Below are 25,565 nucleotides of genomic sequence, written 5' to 3' on the forward strand. Positions count from 1 at the left end.
TAATGGTTGGTGGCTCCGAGCGGGATCGAACCGTTGACCTAGCGATTTTCAGTCGCTCGCTCTACCAACTGAGCTACAGAGCCATGAACAGTCGAAAAGACCCGGACAAACCGGGTCAGACCATTCCCAGCGACTCCGGCCGGACTTGAACCGGTGACCTCCGCCGTGACAGGGCGGCGCTCTAACCAACTGAGCTACGGAGCCGAGGCTGCTCGAACAGCCAAGAGGAAAGTTTACATGAGCGCCGGAGGAATGCAAGCCCCGGCGCGTCGCTGCCTAGTCCTGCTGCTGCCAGCCATCGGTGTCGATGTGGTGGGCAGGGTTGGCCTGCCAGGCCTTCCAAGCTGATTCGACGATCTCCTCGACGCCGTACTTGGCATGCCAGCCCATCTCGGTGTTGATCCGAGTGGGGTCGCCGATCAGGTGCGGTGGGTCGCCGGCGCGGCGGGGCTTGATGGCCTCAGTGAAGGGCAGCCCGGTTACCTTCTTGACTTCGTCCACGATCTGTCGAACGGATGTACCCTGGCCGGTGCCCACATTGAAGGCATCGTAGCGGCGCTGGTCGCGGTCCAGGTAGTCCAGGGCAGCGATATGGGCGTCGGCCAGGTCGGAGACGTGGATGTAGTCGCGTACGCAGGTGCCGTCGGGGGTGGGGTAGTCGTCCCCGAAGATGGCAGGCGCCTTGCCCTGCCGCAGCCTGTCGAAGAGCATGGGGATGAGATTGAGGACGGCCGGGTCCTCCAGGCTGACTGGTCCACAGCCGGCCACATTGAAGTAGCGCAGGGCGCAGAAGCGGATGCCGTAAGGCTGCTCGCAGGCCCGGGCCATCCACTCGCCGACCAGCTTGGTCTGGCCGTAGGGGTTGATGGGGACCATGGGCTGCACGTCTTCGGGGACCACGTCGACCGGAGGCTCGCCGTATGTTGCGGCCGAGCTGGAGAAGACCAGTTTCTTGGCATCGGTCTTTGCCATGGCCGACAGTACGTTGATCATGCCGTTCAGGTTCTGCTGGTAGTACCAGATGGGCTTCTCCACTGATTCGCCCACCTGCTTGCGGGCGGCGAAGTGGATGACCGAGTCCACCTTGTTCCCCTCGATGATCTCGGCCAGGCGTTGATCGGCGCCTGGCGCGGCCACGTCAGCGCCGTAAAGACGGGCATTGCCGATCCGACTGGGCTTGCCATAGCTGAGGTCATCAACCACGACGACCTCCCTGCCCGCCTCCTGCAGGGCGTGGACCACATGGGCGCCAATATATCCGCACCCTCCTGTCACCAGAATGGCCATTTTCCTCGCCTTCCTTTGAAGACCGCAGATGCGATCATGTTCAATTTTGAGTACAAATGTTCTATTTTGTTTCAATTTGAGTATATCACGGAAACAAACTCGCTACAGGCCATGCAACCTCCATATTTAGGATATACATGAAGGGTGAAAAACACTGAGCAGCCACAGAAATCCGGTCGAAAGGCCATTGTCTCATACGTCCTGCGCTCCGACAGACTCAGTCCCCGTCTGAAAGCAGCCTGGGAGCGCTATTCCGGACTCTACATGCTGAACCTGCGTGGGCAGGGGTCCCCACTGTCGGTGACTCAGAATCTGCAGCTGGATCAGGAAGCGGTTGATCGAATCTGGGAACGGCGAGCACCGCTGACCGTCGAAATCGGATCTGGTCAGGGCGAGAACATCGTGGCTGCTGCCCGCAGCCATCCTGAACGTAACTACCTGGCCTTGGAGGTCTACCGTCCCGGTTTGGCCCATACTATGCTCATGGCAGGCAAGGAGGGGCTGACCAACCTGAGGCTGGCCCAGGTCAATGCCCCGGATCTGCTGGAGCACCTGGCTGCGAACCTGATTGACGAGCTCTGGACCTTCTTTCCTGATCCCTGGCCCAAGACCAAGCATCATAAGCGTCGGCTGATCCAGCCTGCCCTGGCCGATGCGGTGGTGCTGTGCCTGCGCACGGGGGGGCTTTGGCGTATAGCTACAGACATCGAGGACTATGCCCTGCATGTGCACGAGGTGCTGGATGGTCATCCGGGTCTGTGCAATTTGGGGGATAGAACCGTCCGGTTGCCTTTGGGTCATGTAGGCAAGGGGACTGCAGCTCTGGCGGAAGAGATGCCTCACGGGGATTTTGCCGAGTCGAACCGATTTGAGGGTCGCATCGTGACCAATTTCGAGCGCAAGGGCATGCTGGCCGGCAGGACCATCCATGATCTGACCTACCAGGTGGTGGCAGAAGGATGATCGAAGGAGGATTCTGAGGCATGCGGTCTTCGTCTGCGGGCCGTATCGGGACTGATAAGGACCGACCACGGCAGATGCTGGGTATGGAGTCGTACCTTAATAAGGCCAGCTCTGAAGCCTGTACCTGCTTACGCCGTGCGGTCCTAGAACCACGATGCAAACAGATTCTGGAGGTCCCAAGGCTTCGGCCAGTATGAGGAACAAGGTTGCATGTGTTTTGGCTTCCTCGGCTGCAGCGGATCTAGATGCGGCTCATGGGTCCAGCCAAGCGGGAAACGGCCCAGAAGAAACTTCGCCGGATATATTGTCGAGATCGACTCGACGGAAACTGGCAGTGGCTGATTCTGACCATTCGCCAAAGAAGGGGCGCCTGGGTTGCGCTGACCGGATCTTCTGTGCGCTGCTACAACCCTATCGGTCTCTGCGTTGTCACCTAGGGTCAGAGGCTTCTCATACCTTGTGCCTTGTGGATGGGTACGGTCCTGCCATGGTCGGGATGCGATGATGTCCGGTATGGGATTCGATCCTGATGCCGAGCTTGAGAACTCAGCAGATTCGGGCCTCTGTGCTCACGGCGCAGAATATATGCTCAAATGGAGCTGGGCGGAGAGTTATGCGTCTGTCGGGCAGAGAAGCCTGTTGTCATGATGTAATAAATGGAATTTTCATGAAAAACGGGAATGAATATGACATTATTTTCATTTTGTTGTAGAGTCGTTAGTGCTGCGGTTGATCCGGGTGCGGTAACGGGCAGTCACATGATGCTCTAACCGATAACCAAAAAATTCAAGGGTGAATGATCGCTGACGATCCCTGTTTTGCGGTTTGCTGATCCGGCTGTGCCGCATAGGCTTCCGACTGATGTCGCGTCGAATACAAGGAGGTTGCGCTATGGCCATAGAAGCGGCCGACAGGAAGATTCCTGCCGATGGGTCCACAGAAGGGCCGGGTCTGAGGTTTCGTCCTCATGGTCGGCTTGTCAATTTCCTGGAGCGTGAGAAAGTGGCCGGACTCGTATGCTCCGCCCCTTTCATCTTCGGCTTTCTGATGTTCTTGATAGTGCCTCTGGCTCTTTCCCTTTATTACACTTTTACCGATTACAACATCATCGGCGAGCCGAAATTCATCGGACTGGACAATTACGTGCGTATGTTCACTGCGGACCCGCTCTTCTGGCAGTCCCTGGGCGTGACGCTTTTCTTTGCTCTGATCTCTACCCCGCTCAGGTTGGTCTTTGCTTTGCTGGTGGCCATGCTGCTTTTGCGTAATTCGCGCATCTCTGGTTTCTACAGGGCTGCTTTCTATCTGCCATCCATCCTGGGGGGTTCCGTGGCCGTGGCCATCCTTTGGAAGCAGATGTTCGCGGCAGATGGCGTTATCAACAAGGCCCTTGGTTTGTTCGGCATACACAGCCATTTCGCCTGGCTGGGAAATGAATCCACTGCTATTTGGACCTTGATTATCCTTTCGGTTTGGCAATTCGGATCGTCCATGCTTATCTTTTTGGCCTCCCTCAAGCAAATCCCCAGTGAGCTCTATGAGGCGGCCAGCGTTGATGGGGCCAACAAGTGGTATCAGTTCTGGCGGATCACGCTGCCCTTGCTGACACCAACCATATTTTTCAATCTTGTTATGCAGTCCATCAATGGATTCCTGGCTTTCACCCAGTGCTACATCATCACTCAGGGCAAGCCCAGGAACACGACCCTTTTCTACATGGTCTACATGTACGATGAGTCCTTCACTCGTTACCATGCCGGGTATGGCGCGGCCATGGCATGGGTCATGCTCTTGCTGATCGGAATGTATACCGGTGTGCTTTTCCTGACAAAACGGTTCTGGGTCTACAACGAGGAGGCCTGATTGATCATGACCATCATTACAGCTGATGCCAACAGCCGGCACGATTCTGCGGCCCCAGTGCGCAGAGGCATCCCTCTGCGCAGAGTCTTCTATCACATTGTGGTTATGCTTTGTGCCCTGCTCATGATCTATCCCATTGTCTGGATGGTGCTGAGCTCCTTCAAGCCGACCGCTTCTGTTCTTGCCACTTCGGGGCAGCTGATCCCGTCTCATTGGACGCTGGACAATTACATCAACGGTTTCAAGGGTTTTGCCGGAACATCCTTCCTGCGATACATCGGCAACTCTCTCTTCATCTCGATTGTGGCCACCATCGGCACGATAGCCTCTTCGGCCATTGTTGCATATGCGCTTAGCCGGTTGCGGTTCCCTGGGCGGAGGATATTATTTGTGGCCATGCTCCTGTCAATGATGCTTCCTGCCCAGGTGCTTATGGTGCCCCAATACCTCTGGTATCAGAAACTAGGCTGGACCGACAGCTATCTACCGCTGATAGTGCCTTACTGCTTTGCCATTCAGGGCTTCTTCATCTATCTGATCATGAACTTCATCGATGGCATTCCACGTTCCTTGGACGAGGCCGCTAAATTGGATGGATGCTCCTACTATGGAATCTTCTTCCGTGTGGTTTGCCCGCTGATCACTCCGGCCGTCGTCACTGGCTGCATATTCTCCTTCATGTGGCGTTGGGATGACTTTCTTTCGGCCTTGCTCTACGTATCGGATACCGAACGCTACCCGGTTTCCCTGGCGTTGAAGCTATTCGCGGATCCGAGTTCCAGCTCCGACTATGGAGCCATGTTTGCCATGGCCTCCGTATCCATCCTGCCCAGTATCCTCATTTTCCTCTTCTTCCAGCGCTACCTGGTAGAGGGGGTCAGCACATCGGGCCTCAAGGGATGAGTGAAAGGGGTGTGGGCGCTCTATGAATCTGTATGGTTTCTTTTACGGCGATCATAAACATCGTGTACGTTCGGACAACAATCCTCATGGGCCCATGCTCCTGCTGAGCGTTCTCCGGTGGCATGCTGGTCGCCTGGTGGGCATCAATTTGCTTTTTGTGGTTTCTTGCCTTCCTGTGGTCACCATACCCTGCGCCCTGACGGCAATGAGCAAGGTGCTGGGGCTTATGCTGGAGCGGCGTATCTGCTATCCCCTATATCATTTCCGAAAGGCCTTTGCAGACCAGTGGAGGAGATCCCTGCCTGCAGGATGGTCCTTGCTTGCAGTCCTAGCCGCTGCAATGCTTGGGGTATGGTTCTATCCCCGGTCTGGGCTGCCCCTGGCTCCGATTTTGGGCGCTCTTTGCCTGGTAATTGCTTTGCTTCTTTTATCTGCGTCAATCTACCTGTTTCCCATGATCGCCTTTACTGATCTGGGCGTAGGCGCACTATTGGCCAATGCAATAAGACTGGCTTTGCTCTGTCTGCCCATGACTGTCCTGGTGCTGTTCGTTGATGCCGGGATTCTTGCAGTGTGCTATTTGGGTCTTCCTTATACCGTTCCGGTGATGCCTGTTATCGGTTTTGTCCTCATGGGATTAGTCGGCAACATGGCTGGCTGGGCTGCTATGAAGCGCTATGTACTGGTAAAGAACGAGTAGATCGGTAGCTGTCCACGGGGTTTCCTGCTGATAAGCTTTCGCCATGGATGATCGGATAGACGAGGTGATGGAAATGGGCGAGCCAACCATTCATGATGTGGCGAAGCAAGCGGGTGTATCGGCTGCCACGGTATCGCGTGCCCTTAACGGCGGATTGGTTAAGAGTCAGACCCGCGAACGCGTCAGGGCTGTTGCACAGACCTTGGGCTACCGATCGGGCGGATCGCCGAGGCGATCCTCTGCAGTTCGAGCAGAGAGCATCGGCATTCTGGTTACCGATATAGGCAACTTTTATTTCGCTGACCTCTTCAAGGGCCTATTCGCCGTGGCTCATCAGCATTCATGCCAGCTTATTATCGATGATTTAAATGTGGAGGATGCGGACGAGGTTGTTGACCGTGTGACTGCTGCCACTGCCGGGCAGATCGTCATAGCCCCTAGGCTTGAGGCTGACATGCTGCGTGCCCGGTTCGATCCCGCCAAGACCGTGCTGGTCTCCCGCCAGCTGGAGGGGTACGTAACCGCCTGTGCCGATGATCAGGAGGGTATGGTGCAGGCTATGCGGCATATGGCTTCATTGGGGCATCGCAAGGTGGCTTATGTGGGAGGTTCCGAAGGGTCATGGACCAATGCGAAGCGCAGGGAGGCTTTTCTTGGTTGTGCTGATCAGTTCGGACTAGAGAGTAGGATTCTGGGACCCTTCGAGCCGTCCTACGGTGGTGGGATCAATGCCTGCGACGCTGTGATGCTGGAACATGACCTGACTGGAATCGTGGTTTTCAACGATTTGATGGCCACGGGGCTCTTGGGCGGCCTTTTGGAACGTGGCGTACGAGTTCCTGAGGATCTGAGTCTGATTGGTTTCGACAACAGTGTGCTCTCGCGAGTGGTCCGCCCAAGGCTTACGACTGTAGACGTTCGACAGGAACGATTGGGCGGCTCCGCAATGCGTATTCTGCTGGATATGCTCCATGTGGGCCAAGCAGAGGATGAAACTTTGCAGGGTGATCAAAACCAAGGGCTGGTCATACCGGAAATGCTGATTACCCGTGATTCCACGGCAGTGCCCTCATCTGAGTCTCGCCGATAGAATTTCACTGTATTTGTGGTTGTTTTCTGAAATAAATGGCAATTTTAATGTAATCAGTGTCACATTTGCTACTATTTTCATAGGTGGAAAGCTGGTATTAACGCTCCACTGGTAAAGAGAAAGGTAGTTCAATGAAGAACATGAAACGGTTGCTCGCCGTTGTCACGATTGGTGCGACGCTGGTGTCGTTGGCAGCCTGCGGCAGTGGAACCAAGAAAGACGATTCCAGCGCCGGGGGTAGCGAGCTTACGGTGGCCTGGTGGGGTAATCAGGATCGCAACGCACGTCAAGCCAAGGTCAACAAGGCCTTCGAGGCAGCCAATAAAGGCGTCAAGGTAAAGGGTTCTTTCTTCGAATGGAACGACTATTGGAAAAAGCTGTCCACGCAGGTGGCCGGTAAGCAGATGCCTGACGTGGTCGCTATGGATTACTCCTATCTGAAGCAATATGTGGAGAACGGCCAGCTTCTGGACCTGGGCCCATATATGAAAGATGGAACCATCAGAACCAAGGGAATCGACAAGAATGTGCTGGATTCAGGAAAAATGGATGGCAAGTACTACGCCCTTTCCCTGGGTTCCTCCTCGCCTGCGCTTATCTATAACAAGAAGGTTCTGGACCAGGCAGGGCTGACCATGCCTAAGTCGATGACCGTGGATGAATTCAAAACCATGTCCAAAACCATCCATGACAAGACGGGCTATAAGACCAACTTCCGGTATTACGAAGCTTCGGAGCTGATGGAGTATGTGTTGAGAGGGCAGGGCAAGACGCTCTTCAAGGACAAGAAGCTGGGGGCGAATGCCGCTGATCTCCAGCCCTACTTCCAGGTCTACCAAGACGGCATTGATCAGGGGTGGCATCTGGGTCCTGACGTCTTCACTGAGATCCAGACCGGTTCGGTTGAACAGGATCCTCTTGTCTACGGCAATGAACCTTCTCGGCGCTCTTGGGTCTCCATGAAATTCACATCCCAACTGACGGCACTGCAAAAGGCGGACAAGGATGCAGACCTGGAGCTTGCGCCCTGGCCTTCGGCAAATCTGAAAAAGGCCAACTATGTCAAGCCAGGCATGTTCTTTGTCATTGCCAAGACCTGTAAACATCCTGAATTGGCAGCCAAGTACATTGATTTTTACACTAATGACAAGCAGGCGGTCAAGGCCATGCTGACCGACCGCGGCCTGCCGGTGGCCAAGGCTTCTCTGGAAGCCATAACTCCCTTGTTGAGCCCGGAGGAAAAGAAGGTCGTGACCTTTATGAACGAGACGGTAATTCCCGAATCTTCCACGATCAATCCGCCAAGCCCTGCTGCTGCCGCCACGGTCAATACCCAGACTCTGCCGCAAGTGGAGGAGTCCCTCCTCTACAAGAAAACCAAGGCTGCTGACGCAGCCAAACAATTTGTCGACGAGGCCAATGAGTCTCTGGCTCGCTGATAAAGCGACGAACGCCGTCGATGGGCATATCCATCGACGGCGTATTTGTTTTCATGAGCCTCAGCCCGTGTCGGACAGGTCGTTGCCTTGTCGTTTGCCTAGTCGAAATGCAAGGCCTTCATGGCGGTGAAGATCCGATCGTCGTCCTCATGTTTCTCCATATTGGTTATGACAGTGACCTGGCGCTCTTTGCGGGGGTACGTAAATTCACGCTTCCAGCCATTGAAGTATGGCCCATCGCCCATGCAGCGCAAGTAGCCCATCAATTGGGAACAGACTTGAGCGGACTCGCTGACGTCTGTTAGGCAGTCGTTGGACCAGAATCCTTGCCAGGTTCCATGCTCGCGTTCATGCATAGCCTGGTCAGCTGACCGGAACTCGTCTCGTGCCAGCCCCGCCAGGTAGAAAGCGCGGGCGTAGTCTGTCTCTATGGCCGCCAGCAACGACTCGCAGACGGTAAGACAGGCCGTGCTGCAATGATAGTGAATGCTAATAGCAAGACCGATGCTATCCCTCAGAAGCTTTGCCCCATCATTGTTGCCTGACTGCTCCATGGTCAGGGCTGCCTGTCGAGCTTGCAGATCGAGACGCTGATAAGCACTGGCTGCCGGGCCTACCTGGGAACGGATCAAGTCGATTTGATCGCTCAGGTTGTCGGCATCGGTCAGCCAGCGCAATTGCGGGCAGGGAGCATGGCGGTCATGCAGGAATCCGGTAATCAGAATCCGGGACTGATAGTTATAGTATTGCTCGCCTGCATGCTGATCCCAGCAGGGGCCGAAGCATATGGCTGATCTCCAGTAGCCGTTCAGCAGGTTTTCCAAGGATTCGGTGTCTCTGCAGTGGTAGTAGGCGGTCAGATAGCGCTGAGTCTCCACCTTGGGATTGATGCTGCCCCGTCGCCACATGGCCGCTATCAAGGCAATCATGTAGACGTGGGGCTTGATGTTGGAAGCATTGATGATCCAGACTTGGTCACCCCCGGATTGCAGAACATGCTCCAGCTCAGCAATGACCGCTGAAGGCTGGTTGGTGCTGGCTGTAATGTGGTTGGCCGCCTGGAGATCATAGAAGCTTGTATGGAAGTAGATTCCGTTGTTGCCGTGGCTGTCAGGCATGGAAGGAATGCGAGGATCTGAGTTCCATTGTCTGCGAGAGACCATGCGTCCATAGCCGTTGTCGGACCATATCTTGGTCACCTGCGGGGGTAGGGTGAGCACGCCTTTACGATAGAGCTCCATCATCTCCCCATAGAGGTAGACCACACAGGGTGCGCCTGGCACAGCTTTTTGCACCATCCTGTATTGAATGTCTATTACTTCGCTAAGGACTTTCCCTCTATCTGTGTCGGAAGTGTGTCGCGGATCAGACTGCCAGAAAGGCGTGTCTCCTTGGCCGCGGAAACCCAGGGTCCAAATGGTGCGTTGGCCGGTCTGGTCATGAATGGCCTGCCGCCACAGGTGTTCGAAGCGCTCGCGCTCTTCTGGCCAGCGTGGTGGCGTGTCCGGGTATGCTGAAGAAAACATGCGGGCGCCCAGAGGGCATACGTGATGCTGGTTGATGTATAGACCCATCTGTTGGGCCAAGTCCAGGTGCGGTTCGCCACGTTGTCCGGATCCGGGGATCACCATGTTGCCCCCCAATCGGTAGATGGTCTCAAAAGCCAGCTGCCAGGGGAGTTCGGAATCGTTGTCAACTTTCCAATGTTCCAGCAGCACCTCGTCGTTGATGAAGAGGCCGCGATAGCGTACGACCGACGGCGTGGACTCCAGAGTGAAGTCATCGGACAGTGCGATGGAGTCCACCGGTTTCAGGTGCTGATCGTTCCAGAACCAGAGGTCTTGGATGCCCAGCACATTGCGGCTGAATGCATAAAGACCGTATATGAAGCCGAAATCGTCATTGGCTTCGATGCAAAGGGAGCCATTGCTTACATACAGTCTGTATCCTTCTGGAGGTAAGTCAGCTTGAATCAGCCTTATCGATGCTCCTGTTGTCGTCCCTGGCAGGAGGGCCATGGCCAGATCCCGGCGGATGCTGGCGACAGCGAAACCTACAGGGATGCTTTTGCTCTGTTGGTCTTGCTGAAGTATGGACGTGCTCGACGATATTGAGATGGGCATACTGCCTCCGTTGTGCCTGTATCCCGGGAATCATGGACAATTCATAGCTTAACAAGAGATGCTGAAATTAAATGAAATTTACCGAAATTATTACAGTATTTTCCATATGCTTCATGTCTTCGCGTGCAGTGACTGCTGAAGCTCGGAAGACCATGGTTGGGCTCAATTGAGATGGTCTGTCGGGGCAATATCAATACTTTTAGCAATAACGGCTCCTCTGCCGTGATGATTGCATGCATGCGTCGTCCCGACGCCCTTTTTATGATTTGCTGCAGTCTGCAGGTTTGAGTGATGCGCGTTTCCTTATTCTCAGCAAAACAGACTTTGGCCCTTTGCCAATCATTGTCAGTGATGCAACCAGCTGGTGCACTTATCTACGGTTCTGTCCCTGCCGGAGCGACTATGCGAGGATATGCATTGGCGGATCTTGCGGGTGGGCAGCATTCATTTGTATTTACTGCAAATCTCGCTGCTATCCTGCTGGACGTTATCCCGTTGTGCGCCGCCGTATTAAGAATAGTCTTTTTTGGTTTTTATGAACAGTTCCTGCTTAAGAGCTTCTGGCTGCACATGCGTGTCTCAATCTCATAGGTGTGTACTGTAGCGTGTACTATTTTAGCTCGAAGTAGCCCTAAACAGCCCGATGTAGGTTTTGCGCTGAATTCTGTTTGCACCTGCTGGGTGGCGGTATTCCGCCATTTTCCAACCCTTTGTCTTGTACCCCCGGAGAGAGTCGAACTCTCGCTGTCAGATTGAAAGTCTGGTGTCCTAACCGTTAGACGACGGGGGCGAACGTGCCCATGATACCCGCCCCCTATGGACCAGGCAAGCCTGGTGTGCCGTCTGCTGGTCAGTGATCCTCCTGGTCCAGCTCCTGGTCGCGCTGGTGGAAGAGCTCCATCTGCTCCTGGATCCAGACGCGTTCAGCAGGGTTGATGTCGGCGGATTCCAGGTATTTCTGGTACACGGGGTAGAAGGCTCGCAGGATGGGGTAGATGGCATAGAGGGTGTGCTCAGGCTTCTGCTCTCTGGTGTGCTGCGGGTGGGCGTCGAAAGTGTTCTTGAACCGCTGCATGTAGTGACGGAAGGATGTGAAGGAGGTGTCCATCCGGCGGGCGCTGATGCCCACGTTCATGTCCTTGCAGTAGACCGTCTTGAAACCTTGATCGATCAAGTGCAGAGAGATATCGACATCCTCGTGCATGATGTCTTCCTTGTCCCTGCAGACCTGGTTGCGTATGGCCTGCCAAGCCGTGGCTCGCAGGGCCATGTTGGATCCATAGAGCAGGTATTGCCCGTCATCGGCCCGGTAGATGGCCCGGCGGATGGTGTTGTCCCCCTTGAGCCCGATACGTTTTCCTGGCATGTCATAGTAGGCCACTGGACCAGTGGCGCCCATGGCCTCCGGATCCCGTGTGAAGATGCCGGATACCACCTCGACCCAGTTGGGCCGAAGCATGCAGTCGGCATCGATTCGGCCCAGCACGTCGCCAGTTGCCCGGTCAAGTCCATAATTGCGGGTGGGAATCAGCCCCTGTTCGCTGTCCTGATGCAGGAGTCTGACATGTTGGTCGGGGTTCTGGTCGATGAAGTGCTGGACGATGGAGGCCGTTGCGTCCGTGGAGTGGTTGTCGACTACCAGCACCTCTTTGGGTGCCTGACTCTGCCTAGTGGCGTTCAGGAGGCAGTCTTCAATGCGTTCTTCCTCATTCCAGGCGGGTATGACTATGGAAACGGTCAACATACCCATCAGGATACGTGTGCCCGGATACACCGTCGGCTCAACCTGCGCTCAATAGCCCGCCATGTCAGCCATCTTGGGATAATGGAACATATGGCCAACGAGCAAAAGCAGCGCTTTGATTTCGCGACGGTGTTCCCGCCCAAGGGGGATCCGCGCCGACCTCCTGAATGGTTCGGCCGCGCCCTTCTCTATGTGGCGATAGCCGTCTTTCTGGCTTGGTTCGCCTACTCCTCATGGTGGAAGATCGAATTCCTTGTGCTGGATGTGGTGATTGCCATATTCGTCTCCCTGGCCATGGAGCCCTTGGTGCTCAGGTTGGTCAGGCATGGCTGGAGACGGGGCGCGGCATCGGCGGTCACCCTGGTAGGACTGATCATCATTGTGATTGTCCTTATGGGCATGTTCGGCAATCTGCTGGTCCAGCAGGTCATCGGCATGGTCAACGGGCTGCCGGCGCTCTATGAGCAGGTGGCGGAATTCATCGCCAGCCGCACTCCCTGGCACCTGCCGGCCATGCAGGATCTGGGCGGGGAGATCGTCAAGAACGTCCAGACCTCCTGGGTGACAAACTTTGCCGGGCAGGCCCTGAACACCACTGTGGGCCTGGTGGGTTCATTCATCAATATCATGACCGTCCTGCTGGTCATCTACTACATTTCCGCCGCAGGCCCCAAGTTGCGCCGCAGCCTGTGCCAGTGGCTTGCCCCCAGGAGCCAGCGCCGATTCCTCTTCGTCTGGACCATCGCCCAGGACCAGATATCCAGCTTCCTGTTCAGCAGGACCATACTGGCGCTCATTTCAGCAGCATGCATGTCGGTCTTCCTAGTCATTCTCAAGGTGCCCTACTGGCTGCCGTTGGCCCTCTTCTGCGGGCTGGTATCCCAGTTCGTGCCGACGATCGGCACTTACATAGGAGGTGCCATTCCCGTAGTGGTGTCCTGGGGGAGCCGCGGGCTGCTGGTTGCTGTGATCGTGCTGGCCTACATCATCATCTACCAGCAGATCGAAAACATGATCCTGGCTCCCAAGATCTCCCAGCGGACCATGGACCTCAACCCGGCCATCGCCTTCCTCTCCGTGCTGGCATTGGGGGCGGTCTTCGGCGCTTTGGGCGCTTTCCTGGCCCTGCCTCTGGCAGCCAGCTTCCAGGCCATATTCTCGGCCTCGGTCAAGCACTACGAGCTGATTGACTCCCCGCTCATGCAGGATCCGAAGCCGGTAGGCAAGTCCAAGGTTGTCGAGGGTGTCGAAGCCTTCAACGAGCACGTGGTCCAGCCGGTGGCCAGCCATGTCGGCAGCCGGTCCGCCAAGGGGACCAGCGCCAGGGTTCGAGTGGATGATCCTGTCATGACGATTGCTCGGGAGCTCTACCCGGCGTCTTCGCCGACGACCAAGGACCTGGACGAGTCGGCTACGGTGCCCATACCCAAGTCCGCTTCGGCCCCCGTAAGGCACAGGTCGCTCAAAGGCACAGAAACCGCGGACGAGGCCTCCGAGGGGGAGGACAACCCCCGCAAGGAGTGGCACTGATGGCCCTGCTTAAAGTGCTGGACGTTCTGATGCTGCTGCTGGGCGGGGTAGGCATCGTCTACCAGGCCATCTGCATCGTCATTTCTTTCGTCTCCAAGCCGGTGGTCTTTCCCGAGGCTCCCTTCGACAAGCGGTTCGCAGTCCTTATTTCCGCCCGCAACGAGGAGCAGGTGGTCGGTCATCTGATTAACTCCATTAAGGAACAGACCTACCCATCCTCAATGATCGACATATGGCTGGTGGCTGACAACTGCACCGATGACACCGCCGAACTGGCCAGATCCCTTGGCTGTCATGTGGTGGAGAGGCAGGATCCGAACCAGGTGGGCAAGGGCTACGCTCTGACCTTTCTGCTGGACCAGATACTTGAGCGGGGCCTTGCCTCCCGATACGATGCCTACTTTGTCTTCGATGCGGACAACCTCCTGGACCGTCACTACATCGAAGAGATGAACAAGGCCTTCCAATCCGGTTTCCGCATACTGACCAGCTACCGCAACTCAGTCAACTTCTCTGACAACTGGGTCTCCTCCGGCTCGGCTCTATGGTTTATCCGCGAATCCCGGTTCCTCAACACCTCAAGGATGGTCATCGGGTCCAGCTGCCACGTGGGAGGGACCGGGTTCATGTTCTCCAGGGAAGTCATGGAGCGCAACAACGGCTGGAAGTTCCACCTGTTGACCGAAGACCTGGAGTTCACTATGGATTCGGTCCTGCACGGCGAACGCATCGGCTATTGCGGCACAGCAATCCTTTATGACGAGCAACCGGTCACCTTCAAGCAGAGCTGGCGGCAGCGGTTGCGCTGGAGCAAGGGCTTTCTTCAGGTCTTTCGCTACTATGGGCCCGCTCTGATCACCCGGGCTTTCCGCGAACGCGACTTCTCGGCCGTGGACCTGACCATTCTCATCTGTCCGCTGACCGTCCTAGGCCTGGTCCGTTGTTTCTTCGGTCTGCTCTTCCCGGCTCTGGGTTTCGTGACCTGGACCAGCCAGATGACTGCACTGGTAGATGGCATCGCAGCCGGGGTTCTTGGTGTCCTGGCCCTGATGGGCCTGGCTGCTTTGACTGTGCTGGCCGAGCGGGACAAGATAGGCGCTTCCAACAAGGAGCTTTTCGCGTACTGTCTGAGCTTCCCCATCTTCATGCTGAGTTACCTGCCCATCTCCTTCCAGGCCATTTTCGCCAATCCTGGATGGAAGCCCATCGAGCACTCCGGGCACTGAGACCGGGCATCCGCCGACATGCGAACTAGATTATGGAGGTGGCCGGGAGCGAGATAATGATGGGATAGACTTAAGGCCATGTCCGATGAAGCCCGATCAGCCAGCATGACCGCCCAGACGGCAGTGGCTCCTCCGCCCGATCCACAGGCAGCGGTCTCTATTCGCGCCCTGGTCAAGTGCTACCAGGGCCGGCCTGCTGTCAATGCCCTCTCTCTGGATATTCCCAGGGGGTCCTTCTATGGGATTGTCGGCCCCAACGGCGCGGGAAAGACCACCACGCTGAACATGGTGACCGGCCTCCTGGCGCCTGACTCCGGAAAGGTCATGATTCTGGGCAGGGACGTATGGTCTGACGTGGATACAGCCAAGCGGATCATAGGCGTCATGCCCCAAGGCGACCAGATCTTCGACAGGCTGACCGGTCTGCAATTGCTGGTCTACTCGGGCATGCTGCGTCGAATGCCGCGCGAGGAGGCGCTGGGCAGGGCCAGGGACCTGCTGGAGGCTTTTGACCTGACCGATGCCGGAGGAAAGCGCGTCTGCGATTATTCATCCGGAATGACCAAGAAGATTTGCCTGGCTACTGCCATGATTCATTCCCCCAGACTTCTTGTACTGGATGAGCCTTTCGAATCGGTCGACCCGGTCTCCAGCGCCAATCTCAAGGACATCCTTGTCGAGTATGTCGATACTGGAGGAACCGTGGTCATTTCCTCGCATGTCATGGCCCTGGTGGAGCGGATGTGCACGCATGTAGCCATCATCAATCATGGTCTGGTTCGGGCTGATGGCACGGTGGCTCAGGTCGCAGCAGGGGAGGATCTGGAGGATCGCTTCCTGGATCTCGTCGGCGGCCGCCATCGGGCCCGTCGGATCGCCTGGCTGAACGGTTCCGGGTCCGAGGAAGACCAGGAGGCGGAATGAGAACGGCAGCCACCATCATCGCCATGCGTTGGTCCATTACCTGGGGAACGGTCAAGCGCTCCTCCTGGCAGATGGTCGGGGCCATCATCAGCCTGCTCATGGTCATTGGCATCTTTCTGGCCTCTTGGCAGGCTGCGTTGACACTAGGGGGCTGGCTGCCCAGCGCCGGTCCGGGCGACCGCCAGCGTATGGGGACTGTATTGATCCTGTTTCTTGTCGGGCTGACTCTGGGGGTGGTCCTGATTCAACTGACCTTTCTGGGCCAGGGGTCGATCCTGAGTCCTTCGCGATTCGTTCTTTACGGGATTCCTGACGGTCAGTTGCAATTGGGGCTCTACCTGGCCGGGCTGGCCGGGCCTGCGGGATTGACCGGTCTTGTCTGCTTTCTGGCCCTGACGGCCATCTATGCCCGCATGGGTGTCGGAGCTTCGATCATGGCTTTGGTAGCAGCTCTGATGGCTGTCATGGTGTTGCTGGCCTTGTCCCGTGCAATTTTGGACTTGGTTGGTACACTGATGGTTTCTCGGCGCACCCGGTCCGGGCTCTATCTGCTGGTCACCATGGTGATCATGGTTTTGTGCATACTGCCCTCTTTGTTGAGCAGTGAGATTATGAACGGCATGGCAGTGGACGCCGACTCCATGAAATCCGTGGCCGATTTGCTCGCTTGGACGCCGCTGGGTGCCGCTGTCCGTCTGCCTGAGGATCTTCTTTCGGGATCATGGTGGGCTCTGGCTGGACGTCTGTTTATGGAGCTGGCCACACTGGCTCTCTGCTTCATGATCGGCATGCTGTGTCTGCGCCATGACCGTTTGCACACTGGGGCGAGGGCTGAGCGGCCGACAGCTTCCAAGGGACTGGGGATGCTGGGCCGGTCCCGGAACGCTGTGGATGCAATGACCGCACGGCTGCTGATCTATCTGCGTCAGGATTCCCGCAAGCTGTCTATCTATCCGCTTTTGCTGGTGCTGATGGTTCTGTACGCAATACTCTTCCGTCAGATGCCCATGCTGATATGGCTGGGACTGGTTTTGGGCGCCCTGATACTGGAGATTCCCGAGGGCAACATCTTGGCCTACGATGGGCTCGCCCTGTGCATGGAGATAGCTGCGGGGGTGAAGGGTCGTGAGGACCGGCTGTCCCGTGTCCGCAGCCATCTGATTGTGGCTATGCCCTGCATGTTCCTGCTCGGGCTGGTGACTTTGGTGCTCTCCGGGGCAATGAAGGGCGGACGAGACTTGGTAATCTCCCTGGATATGCTGGCTGCGACCATAGGATTGCTTCTGTCTGGGCTGGGAGTTGCTCAGATTTTCTCGGCCTTGCTGATCTATCCGGTCCCCTCTATGGACCGGCCCTTCACTTCGCCGCAGGGGCGTGCTGTTGCTCAGGGCTTCCTGCCAATACTGCAATTGCTGGCGAGCCTGCTGATCATGCTGCCCACCTTCTTGGTGGCATTGCCGACCATGATCAAGGGCGGGATTCTACCGCTCTGGCTTCCAGCGCCGGTCGCACTGGCGAACGGTTTGATTGTGCTTGCCGTGGGTGTCGCTTTAGGATCCCGGGTCTTCGATCGTCGACAGTCAGCCATTCTGCTGACTCTGGATCGATATGCTTCCCTGCAGTCCTGAAGTCGTCTCGGGACGAGTACTAGGCTAGTGGGAAGATGCCGACCGATTCGAAGTCCATGAGCGCCGCCGGGCCCCCTTTGAATTCGGTCGGCGGGCGCAGGTCCGGGAGAGAGCAATTGGGTGACAGACATCAGCAGCGCATAACGCGCCGTCGTCGGACCAAGCGCCGCTGGCGGGTGGCCTTGACTGCGCTTGTAGCTGTCATGCTGGTTGTCGGCTGTGCCGGCATGGATCTGGCTGACCTGGTGCCCGGTCCTCTGACCTTGGCTAAGACCAGTCATTCGACGATCCCCCCTGCGGTCATCATGGGCGAGTCGTCAACCGCAGCCGCCGACAGGACTGGATCCGCAGTGGATGTCGGCCAGGTCCAGCAACTGGTCAATGCTTTCGCCGATACACCTGGCCTGGGCAATGCATATTCCCTGGTCGTGCGGCAGGCTGATGGACGGGTGCTGGCTCAGAAGAACGCCGAACAGGTACGCCAGCCAGCCTCCACCATGAAGACCTTGACCGCAGCGGCAGCCGCTTCGGTTCTGGACATGTCATCCCAGCTGGATACTGAGGCGGTTCTGAATTCATCTTCTTCCTCGTCGGCAAGGCTGGCCCTGCGCGGTCATGGCGATATGCTTCTAGGCGCTGGCAAGGACGATCCTCTGCACGTCAACGGTCGGGCCGGACTGGAAACTCTGGCCGAGCGGACGGCCCAGGCCCTGCGCCAGCAGGGGATCGACCGCGTGTCATTGACCTATCAGGACACGCTCTTCGGCGACGATCGGATGCCTAAGGGCATCGAAGACAACAATCCTGATGGAATCTACTTCCAGGAGCCTGTTTCCATGGCCGTGGATGAGGCCCGGCAGGGACGGGCCGAGCCTGACGCTAACCCGGACGCAGGCGGAGTCTATCTTCCCAGGGTCGAGAACCCGGCAGGGGCTGCTGCAGCTGTCTTTGCCAGCCGTTTGGCTCAGTCCGGGATACATGTGGATAATGCCCAAGCGCCAGAGCGGATCGATTATGCTCAGGGTAGGGTTTTGGCCCGTGTCCGCTCGGCTCGGCTCAGCGAGGTCATGTCGCTGATGTTGCGCAACTCGGATAACAGTCTGGCTGAGCTTTTCGGCCGTCTGGCCGCTCTGGCCTTGGACATGCCCAACAGCCCAGCTGGGGCTGTGAAAGCCGTTACCAGCACACTGAACAAGCTGGGCGTGGAAACTGCGGGCCTCAGCATGGCCGATTGCTCTGGGCTGACTCCTGGTTCCACCCTGAAAGTGGGCACCTTGGCGGACGTTCAGCAGCTGGCCCTGTCCAAGAAAGGGCTGACCCCCCTGGTCAAGGGTCTGTCGGTGGTGGGACTGACCGGCACAGCAGCCAGACGGAAAATAGACGACCAGGCCGACGGGCTGATCCGGGTCAAGACCGGCACCCTGGACCATGTGACTTCACTGGCAGGCAATGTGATTCGACGCTCCGGCGGCGTTCTGGTCTTTGCTGTAGTCGTCAACGATCCCGAGGATGTGGCTGCGGCCCGGAATGCTGTGGACACCCTGGTCGGTTCCTTGGATCGGCTCTGAGAGGGAAGCGGCTTGGGCTATGGTCTATTCAGCGGAGATGAAAAAAGCGGTGGGGCTTCTGCGTTCAACCCTGGACCGGGAAGGCCTGGGCTTGCAGGATCAGCGGTTCGCCCATCATGGGGTGCATCAGCCTGATCCGGATGCACCTCTGATTCTTGTGGCCTGCTCCGGAGGTCGGGATTCACTGGCTCTGGCATGCGTGGCACACCTGGTAGCCGATATGACCGGACTGAAGTGCGGTGCCCTGCTGATCGATCATGGTCTTGTGCCTGATTCCGGTCGGATCGCCGAGCGCGCGGCCGGAACCTGCCGGAAGATCGGATTGGATCCGGTTCGCGTCGCCAGAGTGGATGTGCCCGTCACCTCGGCCGGTCCTGAGGCCGATGCCCGTGCAGCCCGCTACCAGGCTCTCTCCGAGCAGTCCCTCGAGTTGGGGGCCAGGGCCGTCCTTCTGGCGCACACTCGTGACGATCAGGCCGAGACGGTGCTGATAGGCCTGATCCGTTCCCAGGGACTGGACGCCATCACCGGAATGGCTCGGCGTGTGGAACGGGGAGGGATGCGCTACCTGCGTCCGTTCCTTGACCTGGACCGGAAGGATACCACGGCCATTTGCCGCCAACAGGGGATCGGCTGGTGGGACGACCCCACCAACGGCGATGATCAGCCTGCTGACTGTACGCTTCCCAAGACGATGCCGCTGCGCTCGCGCATCCGTCACGACCTGCTGCCCGAGTTGAACCGCTTCGCTGGCCGGGACATGGTCCGCCGTCTTGCATTGGGCGCGGATATGGCACGTCTGGATCAGGATTATCTGGATACCCAGGTGGATGAGTTATTCCAGCGACTGGTCATCCGCCCTGATTCGGATCAGAGGGCCAAGGGGGTTCTGGCCTGCTTGGATGCCCGAGGATTGTCCGACTGTCATCCGGCTCTTCGCACACGCCTGCTAGCCCACGTGCTGACTAGGTTGGGCATTCGTTTCACAGCTGTGCAGGTTCGGGCTCTGGATGATTTGGTTTGTCGATGGCACGGCCAGGAGGGTCCCCGATTTCCCAGCTACCATACAGCAATCCGCAAGGGTCAAGTCATTCTCATATGCAATGATGGGGACCATGCGCATCGCTGATATTCAATCCCATATCGACCATGAACTGGTGTCAAAGGAACGGATAAAGGAGCTGATCAACCGGACGGCCGAGCAGGTCAGCCGGGATTACCGGGGCAAGAACCCGATCATGCTGGCCGTGCTCAAGGGGGCTTTCAACACGCTTGCCGCCCTCTCACAGGCCGTCACCATTCCTGTTCAGATCGAGTTCATGAGCATCTCCAGCTATCCGGCCGGCAAAACCAGCGTTTCCAAGGGCGACTTGGACATAAGGATGGATCTGGACTGCGATGTGCGCGGTCGGCATATTCTGATTGTTGAGGATATTATCGATTCCGGCTACACCTTGCACTGGTTGGTTGAGCATCTCAAGGAGCGAGGAGCTGCATCGGTGGAGATCTTCACCCTGCTGGACAAGACCTCGCGGCACGAGGTCGAGGTGAATGTCAAGTATCCGGGGTTCGCCATACCCGACGAATTTGTTGTCGGCTTCGGACTGGATTACGACGAGCAGTACCGTAATCTGGACTCGATAGCCGTACTCAGGTCCGAGGAATATATGGACCCGACTCAGGAACAGGGGGGGCAGTCATGAGCTACTCGCAGGGACCGCAGCAGGGTCCGCCCAATGGAGGCAGGGACAACCGTGACAAGGGCAACAATCCCTTCAACTTTAACTTGGGCAACAATGGCTCTGGACCCAACGGGGGCAACCGCTCTTTCTGGCATTCTCCTTGGCTTTGGGGAATACTGGCCGTGGTCATCATCCTGGCCATCTTCGGTTTCTTCAGCAGCCAAAACGGCGCCCAGACCATCGACACGCAGGATGGCCTGGAGTTGCTGAACGACCGCAGCAGCATGGTCAAGAAAGCTGAGATCACCGAGAAGATGCAGGTCGTCGAGCTCAAGCTCAATAGCGACTTCGTCAAGGACGTGCCCGGTTTCCGTGGTAACCGCACCTCCAAGAACTTCGGCAAGGACGTACAGTTCTACTACGTGGAGGCCCAGGGGCAGCAGGTGGTCAAGGCCGTCGAAAAGGCCAAGCCCTCCGAGGGGTACAACTCGGTGGTGCCGCAGACCAGCATGATGAGCTATCTGATCTCCTCCATCCTTCCCATGCTGATCATTCTGGGGGTCTTCTGGTTCCTGCTTTCGCGCATGTCCTCGGCAGCAGGCGGCGGCATGTTCGGCATGGGCGGCAAGAAGAACTCCGCCAGACTCAACGACGGGCAGACCCCCAAGACCAAGTTCTCGGACGTGGCCGGCGAGGAGGCCGCCGTCCAGGAGGTGGAGGAGATCAAGGAGTTCCTCAAGGATCCCTCCAAGTACAAGGCACTGGGCGCCCGCATACCCCGAGGCGTTCTGCTCTATGGCCCTCCTGGAACCGGCAAGACCCTGCTGGCCAGGGCCATCGCCGGCGAGGCCAGCGTGCCTTTCTACTCCATGGCAGGATCCGACTTCGTAGAGATGTTCGTCGGCCTGGGCGCATCCCGAGTGCGTGACCTGTTCGACGAGGCCAAGAAGAATGCGCCGGCCATCATTTTCATCGATGAGATCGATGCAGTGGGCGGCAAGCGCGGATCCGGCATGAGCGGCGGTCACGACGAGCGCGAGCAGACTCTCAACCAGCTCCTGGTCGAGATGGACGGCTTCGACAACGACACCAACCTGATCATCATTGCAGCCACCAACCGCCCCGATATTCTGGATCCTGCACTGCTCAGGCCCGGCCGGTTCGACCGGCAGGTGGCTGTAGAGGCTCCTGACCTGGAGGGCCGTGAAGCCATCCTCAAGGTCCATGCCAAGGGCAAGCCCTTCGTGCCTGATGTGGACCTGCACACCGTGGCCGTGCGCACGCCCGGCTTCACCGGCGCCGACTTGGCCAATGTGCTTAACGAGGCCGCCTTGCTGACTGCGCGTTCCGATGCTCAGCTGATCGACAACCGGGCTATTGACGAGGCCATTGACCGTGTGCTGAGCGGGCCTCGCCGGCGCACCAAGGGCATGGCTCTGGCCGAAATGCGCAACACTGCCTATCACGAGGGCGGCCACGCCATGGTGGCGGCGGCCCTGCACCATACTGATCCGGTCACCAAGGTCACCATTTTGCCGCGCGGACGGGCCCTGGGCTACACTGCGGTCATGCCCACCACGGACCGCTACTCGCAGTCCCGCAACGAGTTGCTGGATCAGATGGCCTACGCCATGGGCGGCCGCGTGGCAGAAGAAGTGGTCTTCCATGACCCGACTACTGGCGCCTCCAATGACATCGAGAAGGCCACCAGCATTGCTCGACAGATGGTTCTGCAGTATGGCTTCTCATCCAAACTGGGAGCCATCAAGTGGGCCGATGAGAACGACCAGGATTCAGGGCTGGATGCTCTGAAGCCGCACAACTACTCGGAGAAGACGGCAGAGGCCATCGATGAGGAAGTCCATAATCTTATCGAGACAGCCCACCAGGAGGCCTGGCAGATCATCACCGAAAACCGTGACGTGCTGGACGAGCTCGTTCGACAATTGCTGGTCAAAGAGACTCTGAACAAGGATGAGCTGGCTGCTGTCTTCGCTGGACTGCGCAAGGCTCCTGAGCGTCAGCTCTGGCTGTCTGCACCGGATCGGCCGGACTCTGAGCTGCCCCCTGTGGAGATTCCTGAGGAGCTCAGACGCAGCGTAAACGGGCCATCCGCAGAGGACCAGCACTGAATTCGGAATTGGCTCGGCACCCTGCGTACGGTTTCTGGTCGTGCGGCAGTGAAAGTTCCAAGGCAAGGGAGGAGCGAACAACATGGATTCCATCCATCTGAGCTCCATCAAGGTTGCACCCCTGCATGACGGTCAAGGGTCTGGACTTGGCTATCAGGTTGATGCCATACTCTATCTGGATTTGAGTGAGGCCGGCAGACTCAACGACGGCACTCAGACCGTTGACTATGTGCAGATCGTTCGCCGGATAGTCAATCTGATTCGCAAGGAACCGACTGACGAGATTCTGGAATCCCTGACCGCCAAGGTGGCTGATGCCATCCTGCTCTCCCACCAGATCCGCCGTACTCGGGTCACGGTCACTCGTTTGGGTGCTGAGCAGGGAACAGGGGTCGATTTTCAGGTGGGTGTCACCCTGGAGCGGGCGGCCGACGACCAGGTGGAAGGCAATCCGGGCAGCATGGAGTCTGGCCGGGTAAACCACGGCAGGCATACTGCGCTGGGGCATCCTTCCCTGCTGCTGTCCGGTCAGGCTGATCCTGGTCATGCGGCGCGGGCGCGGCTGCGTCACTCCGTGACCTCCGCCAGACAGGACGGCCTGTCCTCGTATCCAGAAAACGAGGACGAAGTTTCAAACCAGTTGACTGCCGAAGAATCCAAAGCACAGGGTCTTCTGATGCGTGATGTGATCGCGCTGGAAGGGGCATCGGGAACCGACCGGTTGACCATGCTTCGGGCTCTTGCGGCTCTGGATGGGATCCCTGGCAGCCAACTGGTCGGCATCTCGCCCCTGTACGCCTACCGGGACGATCGTGGAGATAAGCGTCTATCGGCCGTGGTTATCCTGCAGACTCCGCTGGATCTGGAGGAGTTGCGGTCAGCTCTTGACATGGTGGCCGCCCCTATCAGACAGATGGGGGGACTGGATGCTGATGTGGTGGAGGTGGAGACCTTGGACGGCTCGCTTCCGCCTGCCCAGGACCGCCCGCCTCTGCTGCCCCCTGACGCCCCATCGCGCATTTTGATTCCCTGGGCCTATTTGGAGCCTGAGCACTGCCTGTCTGGGGCCGGCGGGTCCTGTCTGGCAAGACTAGCCAACCATGCTCCTGACCGTAATCGCATCAGTCTGGTTTCGGAGGACTGGATTCTGGACGGGCTGTCATGAGGGCCCGCCGCACCCCGCTCGCGCACTATCTGGTCGCCCTGGTCCTGGGGCTGCTGGGAGGCTCTGGCATCTCGGAACTGGGCATGTCCACCAGGACGGACCTCATGGGGGTTCCCTGGCTGGTCAGTCTGTTGCTCTTCCTGCTGGGGGCTGCAATCCTGATCATGGCCTTCCAAGTGCATCGTTACGCCAAGGGAGACCGCAAAGAGATGGATTTGCGCTTCGCGGTCAACGTGCTGATTATGAGCAAGGCCTTGGGCATTGCCTGTGCTGCCCTCTTGGGCTGGTATGGCAGTCAGGCACTGATCAGCATGGGTCATGCAGGCGCGTCCTATTACACGCAGGTCATGCAGGAGTGCTTGGTTGCTTCCTTGGTCTGTCTGATCGATGTGGTGGCCGGAGCAGTGGGGGAGTGGCTCTGCCAGTTGCCCCCGAACGACGGTCCTGAAAAAACTGACGGACGCAAGTCCACTCGCAGGCCCATGGCCGATGCGGCCGATGCTGCCGAGAAGCAGGCCGAATCGGCGGATGATAGACGCAGCTGAACGTGCTGATGACGATGCCAAGGAATTCCTGAACTCGTCAGACCTATTATCGCTGAAGTTCGACTTGCTGCTTACCGTAAGAGCGAAGCCTAAGGATCAGTGGCTCAGTCCTTAGGCACCCTGATCATGGCTTCCTGAACCATGAAGGCGGCTAAGTCACCCTGACGGTTGTAGACCTTGGCCATGCACAGGCTGCGGCCGTGATCGGCCACGGGGGACTCCTGAATGAAGCAGTGCCAGTCACAAGGGTCCAGATCCTGATACCACCACATGGCATGGTCGATGGAAGCGAAGGAAATCCCCGGAGTGGTCATGCTCAGCCCAGCACGACGCAGGGCAGGTTCCATCATGATCTGATCACATTCCATGGCCAGCAGGGCTCGGCGCATCAGCGGGTCCAGGTCGGCCCTTCCCTGGGTGCGGCTCCAAACAGCCTGACGACTCCTGCTGTCATCTTCGAAATTCTCATTTTCTGCATCATCCAGCAGGACCGTACCGCCTACATGACGGAGGTCGAAGGGGCTCTGACGGGCATAGTAGTCAGCGAAGGGGGACTGGTCGGCATAGGGTTCCATCTGTTCCCGGGAGCCAGGCAGATCCTCTGGATCCGGCAGGCCCGCCGGCATGGGATCGCTATAGCGGATACCTTCCTGGCCGACCTGCTGATAAGAGAGGAGGGCGTTCAGGATGGTCCGTTCCCCCTGACGCAGATCAACTTGTCTGGAGGAGAAGGAGTGTCCGTCGCGAATGGTCTCCACTTCCGCCTGGACGTCCTGCTTCAGGAGTCCTGTACGCAGGTAATAGGCGTGCATCGAGTGGGGCAGCCGACCTTCGGGCACAGTCCGTCCGCCGGCCATGATGGCCTGGCCCAGCAGCTGGCCCCCATAGAGGCGACCAGTGGGGAAGTCCAGCGATTCGCCCCGAAATCGGGAACGGCCATCGACAGGCTGCTGCTTTTGTACGTCCAGCGCAGCGATGGCTCGGGCCAGTGATTCATCCGCGGTGCTCATACTCCTCCTTGGCCCTCACTCTCTTGTGATGCTTGTGATGTTT

General features: G+C 57.7%; 21 protein-coding genes and 3 tRNA genes. 17 read left to right on the plus strand and 7 right to left on the minus strand.

Features of this window, described 5'->3' with window-relative positions:
• Window positions 1-7 precede the first annotated feature (7 nt).
• The 3 genes from ACGG9J_RS07040 to galE all read right to left on the minus strand — a co-directional run bounded on the left by ACGG9J_RS07040 (window position 8) and on the right by galE (window position 1,287).
• A tRNA-Phe gene (locus tag ACGG9J_RS07040) sits at window positions 8-83 on the minus strand.
• Window positions 84-130: 47 nt separating this feature from the next.
• Window positions 131-204: transfer RNA gene (locus tag ACGG9J_RS07045), tRNA-Asp, on the minus strand.
• A gap of 72 nt (window positions 205-276) precedes the next feature.
• A complete protein-coding gene (galE, locus tag ACGG9J_RS07050; RefSeq protein WP_390134852.1) occupies window positions 277-1,287 on the minus strand; it encodes a UDP-glucose 4-epimerase GalE in 1,011 nt (336 codons plus the stop codon).
• 144 nt (window positions 1,288-1,431) lie between these two features.
• On the opposite strand from galE, the gene trmB reads away from it, so the two are divergent.
• The 6 genes from trmB to ACGG9J_RS07080 all read left to right on the plus strand — a co-directional run bounded on the left by trmB (window position 1,432) and on the right by ACGG9J_RS07080 (window position 8,245).
• Window positions 1,432-2,250 (plus strand): tRNA (guanine(46)-N(7))-methyltransferase TrmB, encoded by an 819-nt coding sequence (gene trmB, locus ACGG9J_RS07055; RefSeq protein WP_390134854.1) that lies wholly within the window; start codon window positions 1,432-1,434, stop codon window positions 2,248-2,250.
• Window positions 2,251-3,141: 891 nt separating this feature from the next.
• Entirely contained in the window at window positions 3,142-4,113 is a 972-nt protein-coding gene (locus tag ACGG9J_RS07060; protein ID WP_390134856.1) for a carbohydrate ABC transporter permease, read from the plus strand.
• A 6-nt stretch (window positions 4,114-4,119) separates the two neighbouring features.
• Window positions 4,120-5,016, plus strand: a complete 897-nt coding sequence (locus ACGG9J_RS07065; protein WP_390134858.1) for a carbohydrate ABC transporter permease — start codon at window positions 4,120-4,122, stop codon at window positions 5,014-5,016.
• Between the two features lie 22 nt (window positions 5,017-5,038).
• Window positions 5,039-5,716 (plus strand): DUF624 domain-containing protein, encoded by a 678-nt coding sequence (locus ACGG9J_RS07070; protein WP_390134860.1) that lies wholly within the window; start codon window positions 5,039-5,041, stop codon window positions 5,714-5,716.
• 43 nt (window positions 5,717-5,759) lie between these two features.
• Window positions 5,760-6,806 (plus strand): LacI family DNA-binding transcriptional regulator, encoded by a 1,047-nt coding sequence (locus ACGG9J_RS07075; RefSeq protein WP_390134862.1) that lies wholly within the window; start codon window positions 5,760-5,762, stop codon window positions 6,804-6,806.
• A 131-nt stretch (window positions 6,807-6,937) separates the two neighbouring features.
• Window positions 6,938-8,245 (plus strand): ABC transporter substrate-binding protein, encoded by a 1,308-nt coding sequence (locus ACGG9J_RS07080; RefSeq protein ID WP_390134864.1) that lies wholly within the window; start codon window positions 6,938-6,940, stop codon window positions 8,243-8,245.
• A gap of 98 nt (window positions 8,246-8,343) precedes the next feature.
• Here the strand turns inward: ACGG9J_RS07080 and ACGG9J_RS07085 are convergent, their stop codons facing one another.
• Window positions 8,344-10,368 carry a glycosyl hydrolase 115 family protein gene (locus tag ACGG9J_RS07085; RefSeq protein WP_390134866.1) on the minus strand — a complete coding sequence of 675 codons (2,025 nt, stop codon included), beginning with the start codon at window positions 10,366-10,368 and terminating at the stop codon, window positions 8,344-8,346.
• Between the two features lie 291 nt (window positions 10,369-10,659).
• Between ACGG9J_RS07085 and ACGG9J_RS07090 the strand changes: the two genes are divergently transcribed.
• Entirely contained in the window at window positions 10,660-10,959 is a 300-nt protein-coding gene (locus ACGG9J_RS07090; RefSeq protein WP_390134868.1) for a hypothetical protein, read from the plus strand.
• 127 nt (window positions 10,960-11,086) lie between these two features.
• Here the strand turns inward: ACGG9J_RS07090 and ACGG9J_RS07095 are convergent.
• Window positions 11,087-11,158, minus strand: a tRNA-Glu gene (locus ACGG9J_RS07095).
• A 60-nt stretch (window positions 11,159-11,218) separates the two neighbouring features.
• Window positions 11,219-12,112, minus strand: a complete 894-nt coding sequence (locus ACGG9J_RS07100) for a glycosyltransferase family 2 protein (protein WP_390135342.1) — start codon at window positions 12,110-12,112, stop codon at window positions 11,219-11,221.
• Window positions 12,113-12,202: 90 nt separating this feature from the next.
• Between ACGG9J_RS07100 and ACGG9J_RS07105 the strand changes: the two genes are divergently transcribed.
• The 10 genes from ACGG9J_RS07105 (at window position 12,203) to ACGG9J_RS07150 (ending at window position 24,512) form a co-directional block, all read left to right on the plus strand.
• Window positions 12,203-13,642 carry an AI-2E family transporter gene (locus tag ACGG9J_RS07105; RefSeq protein WP_390134870.1) on the plus strand — a complete coding sequence of 480 codons (1,440 nt, stop codon included), beginning with the start codon at window positions 12,203-12,205 and terminating at the stop codon, window positions 13,640-13,642.
• Window positions 13,642-14,868, plus strand: coding sequence for a glycosyltransferase family 2 protein (locus ACGG9J_RS07110; RefSeq protein WP_390134872.1), 1,227 nt, complete (start codon window positions 13,642-13,644; stop codon window positions 14,866-14,868). The genes ACGG9J_RS07105 and ACGG9J_RS07110 overlap by 1 nt, the downstream gene beginning before the upstream one ends.
• Before the next feature lie 78 nt (window positions 14,869-14,946).
• Window positions 14,947-15,792 carry an ABC transporter ATP-binding protein gene (locus ACGG9J_RS07115; RefSeq protein ID WP_390134873.1) on the plus strand — a complete coding sequence of 282 codons (846 nt, stop codon included), beginning with the start codon at window positions 14,947-14,949 and terminating at the stop codon, window positions 15,790-15,792.
• Window positions 15,789-17,420, plus strand: coding sequence for a hypothetical protein (locus ACGG9J_RS07120; protein WP_390134875.1), 1,632 nt, complete (start codon window positions 15,789-15,791; stop codon window positions 17,418-17,420). Before ACGG9J_RS07115 ends, ACGG9J_RS07120 begins: the two co-directional genes overlap by 4 nt.
• A 116-nt stretch (window positions 17,421-17,536) precedes the next feature.
• Window positions 17,537-18,988, plus strand: coding sequence for a D-alanyl-D-alanine carboxypeptidase/D-alanyl-D-alanine endopeptidase (gene dacB, locus ACGG9J_RS07125; RefSeq protein WP_390134877.1), 1,452 nt, complete (start codon window positions 17,537-17,539; stop codon window positions 18,986-18,988).
• A 19-nt stretch (window positions 18,989-19,007) separates the two neighbouring features.
• A complete protein-coding gene (gene tilS, locus ACGG9J_RS07130) occupies window positions 19,008-20,117 on the plus strand; it encodes a tRNA lysidine(34) synthetase TilS (protein WP_390134879.1) in 1,110 nt (369 codons plus the stop codon).
• Entirely contained in the window at window positions 20,104-20,691 is a 588-nt protein-coding gene (gene hpt / locus ACGG9J_RS07135) for a hypoxanthine phosphoribosyltransferase (protein ID WP_390134881.1), read from the plus strand. Before tilS ends, hpt begins: the two co-directional genes overlap by 14 nt.
• Window positions 20,688-22,802 carry an ATP-dependent zinc metalloprotease FtsH gene (gene ftsH, locus ACGG9J_RS07140; protein ID WP_390134883.1) on the plus strand — a complete coding sequence of 705 codons (2,115 nt, stop codon included), beginning with the start codon at window positions 20,688-20,690 and terminating at the stop codon, window positions 22,800-22,802. Before hpt ends, ftsH begins: the two co-directional genes overlap by 4 nt.
• Before the next feature lie 82 nt (window positions 22,803-22,884).
• Window positions 22,885-23,967 (plus strand): dihydroneopterin aldolase, encoded by a 1,083-nt coding sequence (locus ACGG9J_RS07145; RefSeq protein WP_390134885.1) that lies wholly within the window; start codon window positions 22,885-22,887, stop codon window positions 23,965-23,967.
• Window positions 23,964-24,512, plus strand: a complete 549-nt coding sequence (locus ACGG9J_RS07150) for a DUF3180 domain-containing protein (RefSeq protein WP_390134887.1) — start codon at window positions 23,964-23,966, stop codon at window positions 24,510-24,512. Before ACGG9J_RS07145 ends, ACGG9J_RS07150 begins: the two co-directional genes overlap by 4 nt.
• A gap of 104 nt (window positions 24,513-24,616) precedes the next feature.
• Here ACGG9J_RS07150 and ACGG9J_RS07155 read toward each other — a convergent pair whose 3' ends face one another.
• Window positions 24,617-25,522, minus strand: coding sequence for an acyl-CoA thioesterase (locus ACGG9J_RS07155; protein WP_390134889.1), 906 nt, complete (start codon window positions 25,520-25,522; stop codon window positions 24,617-24,619).
• Between the last annotated feature and the right edge of the window lie 43 nt (window positions 25,523-25,565).

Source organism: Bifidobacterium apicola, assembly GCF_042846865.1.
GTDB lineage: Bacteria > Actinomycetota > Actinomycetes > Actinomycetales > Bifidobacteriaceae > Bombiscardovia > Bombiscardovia apicola.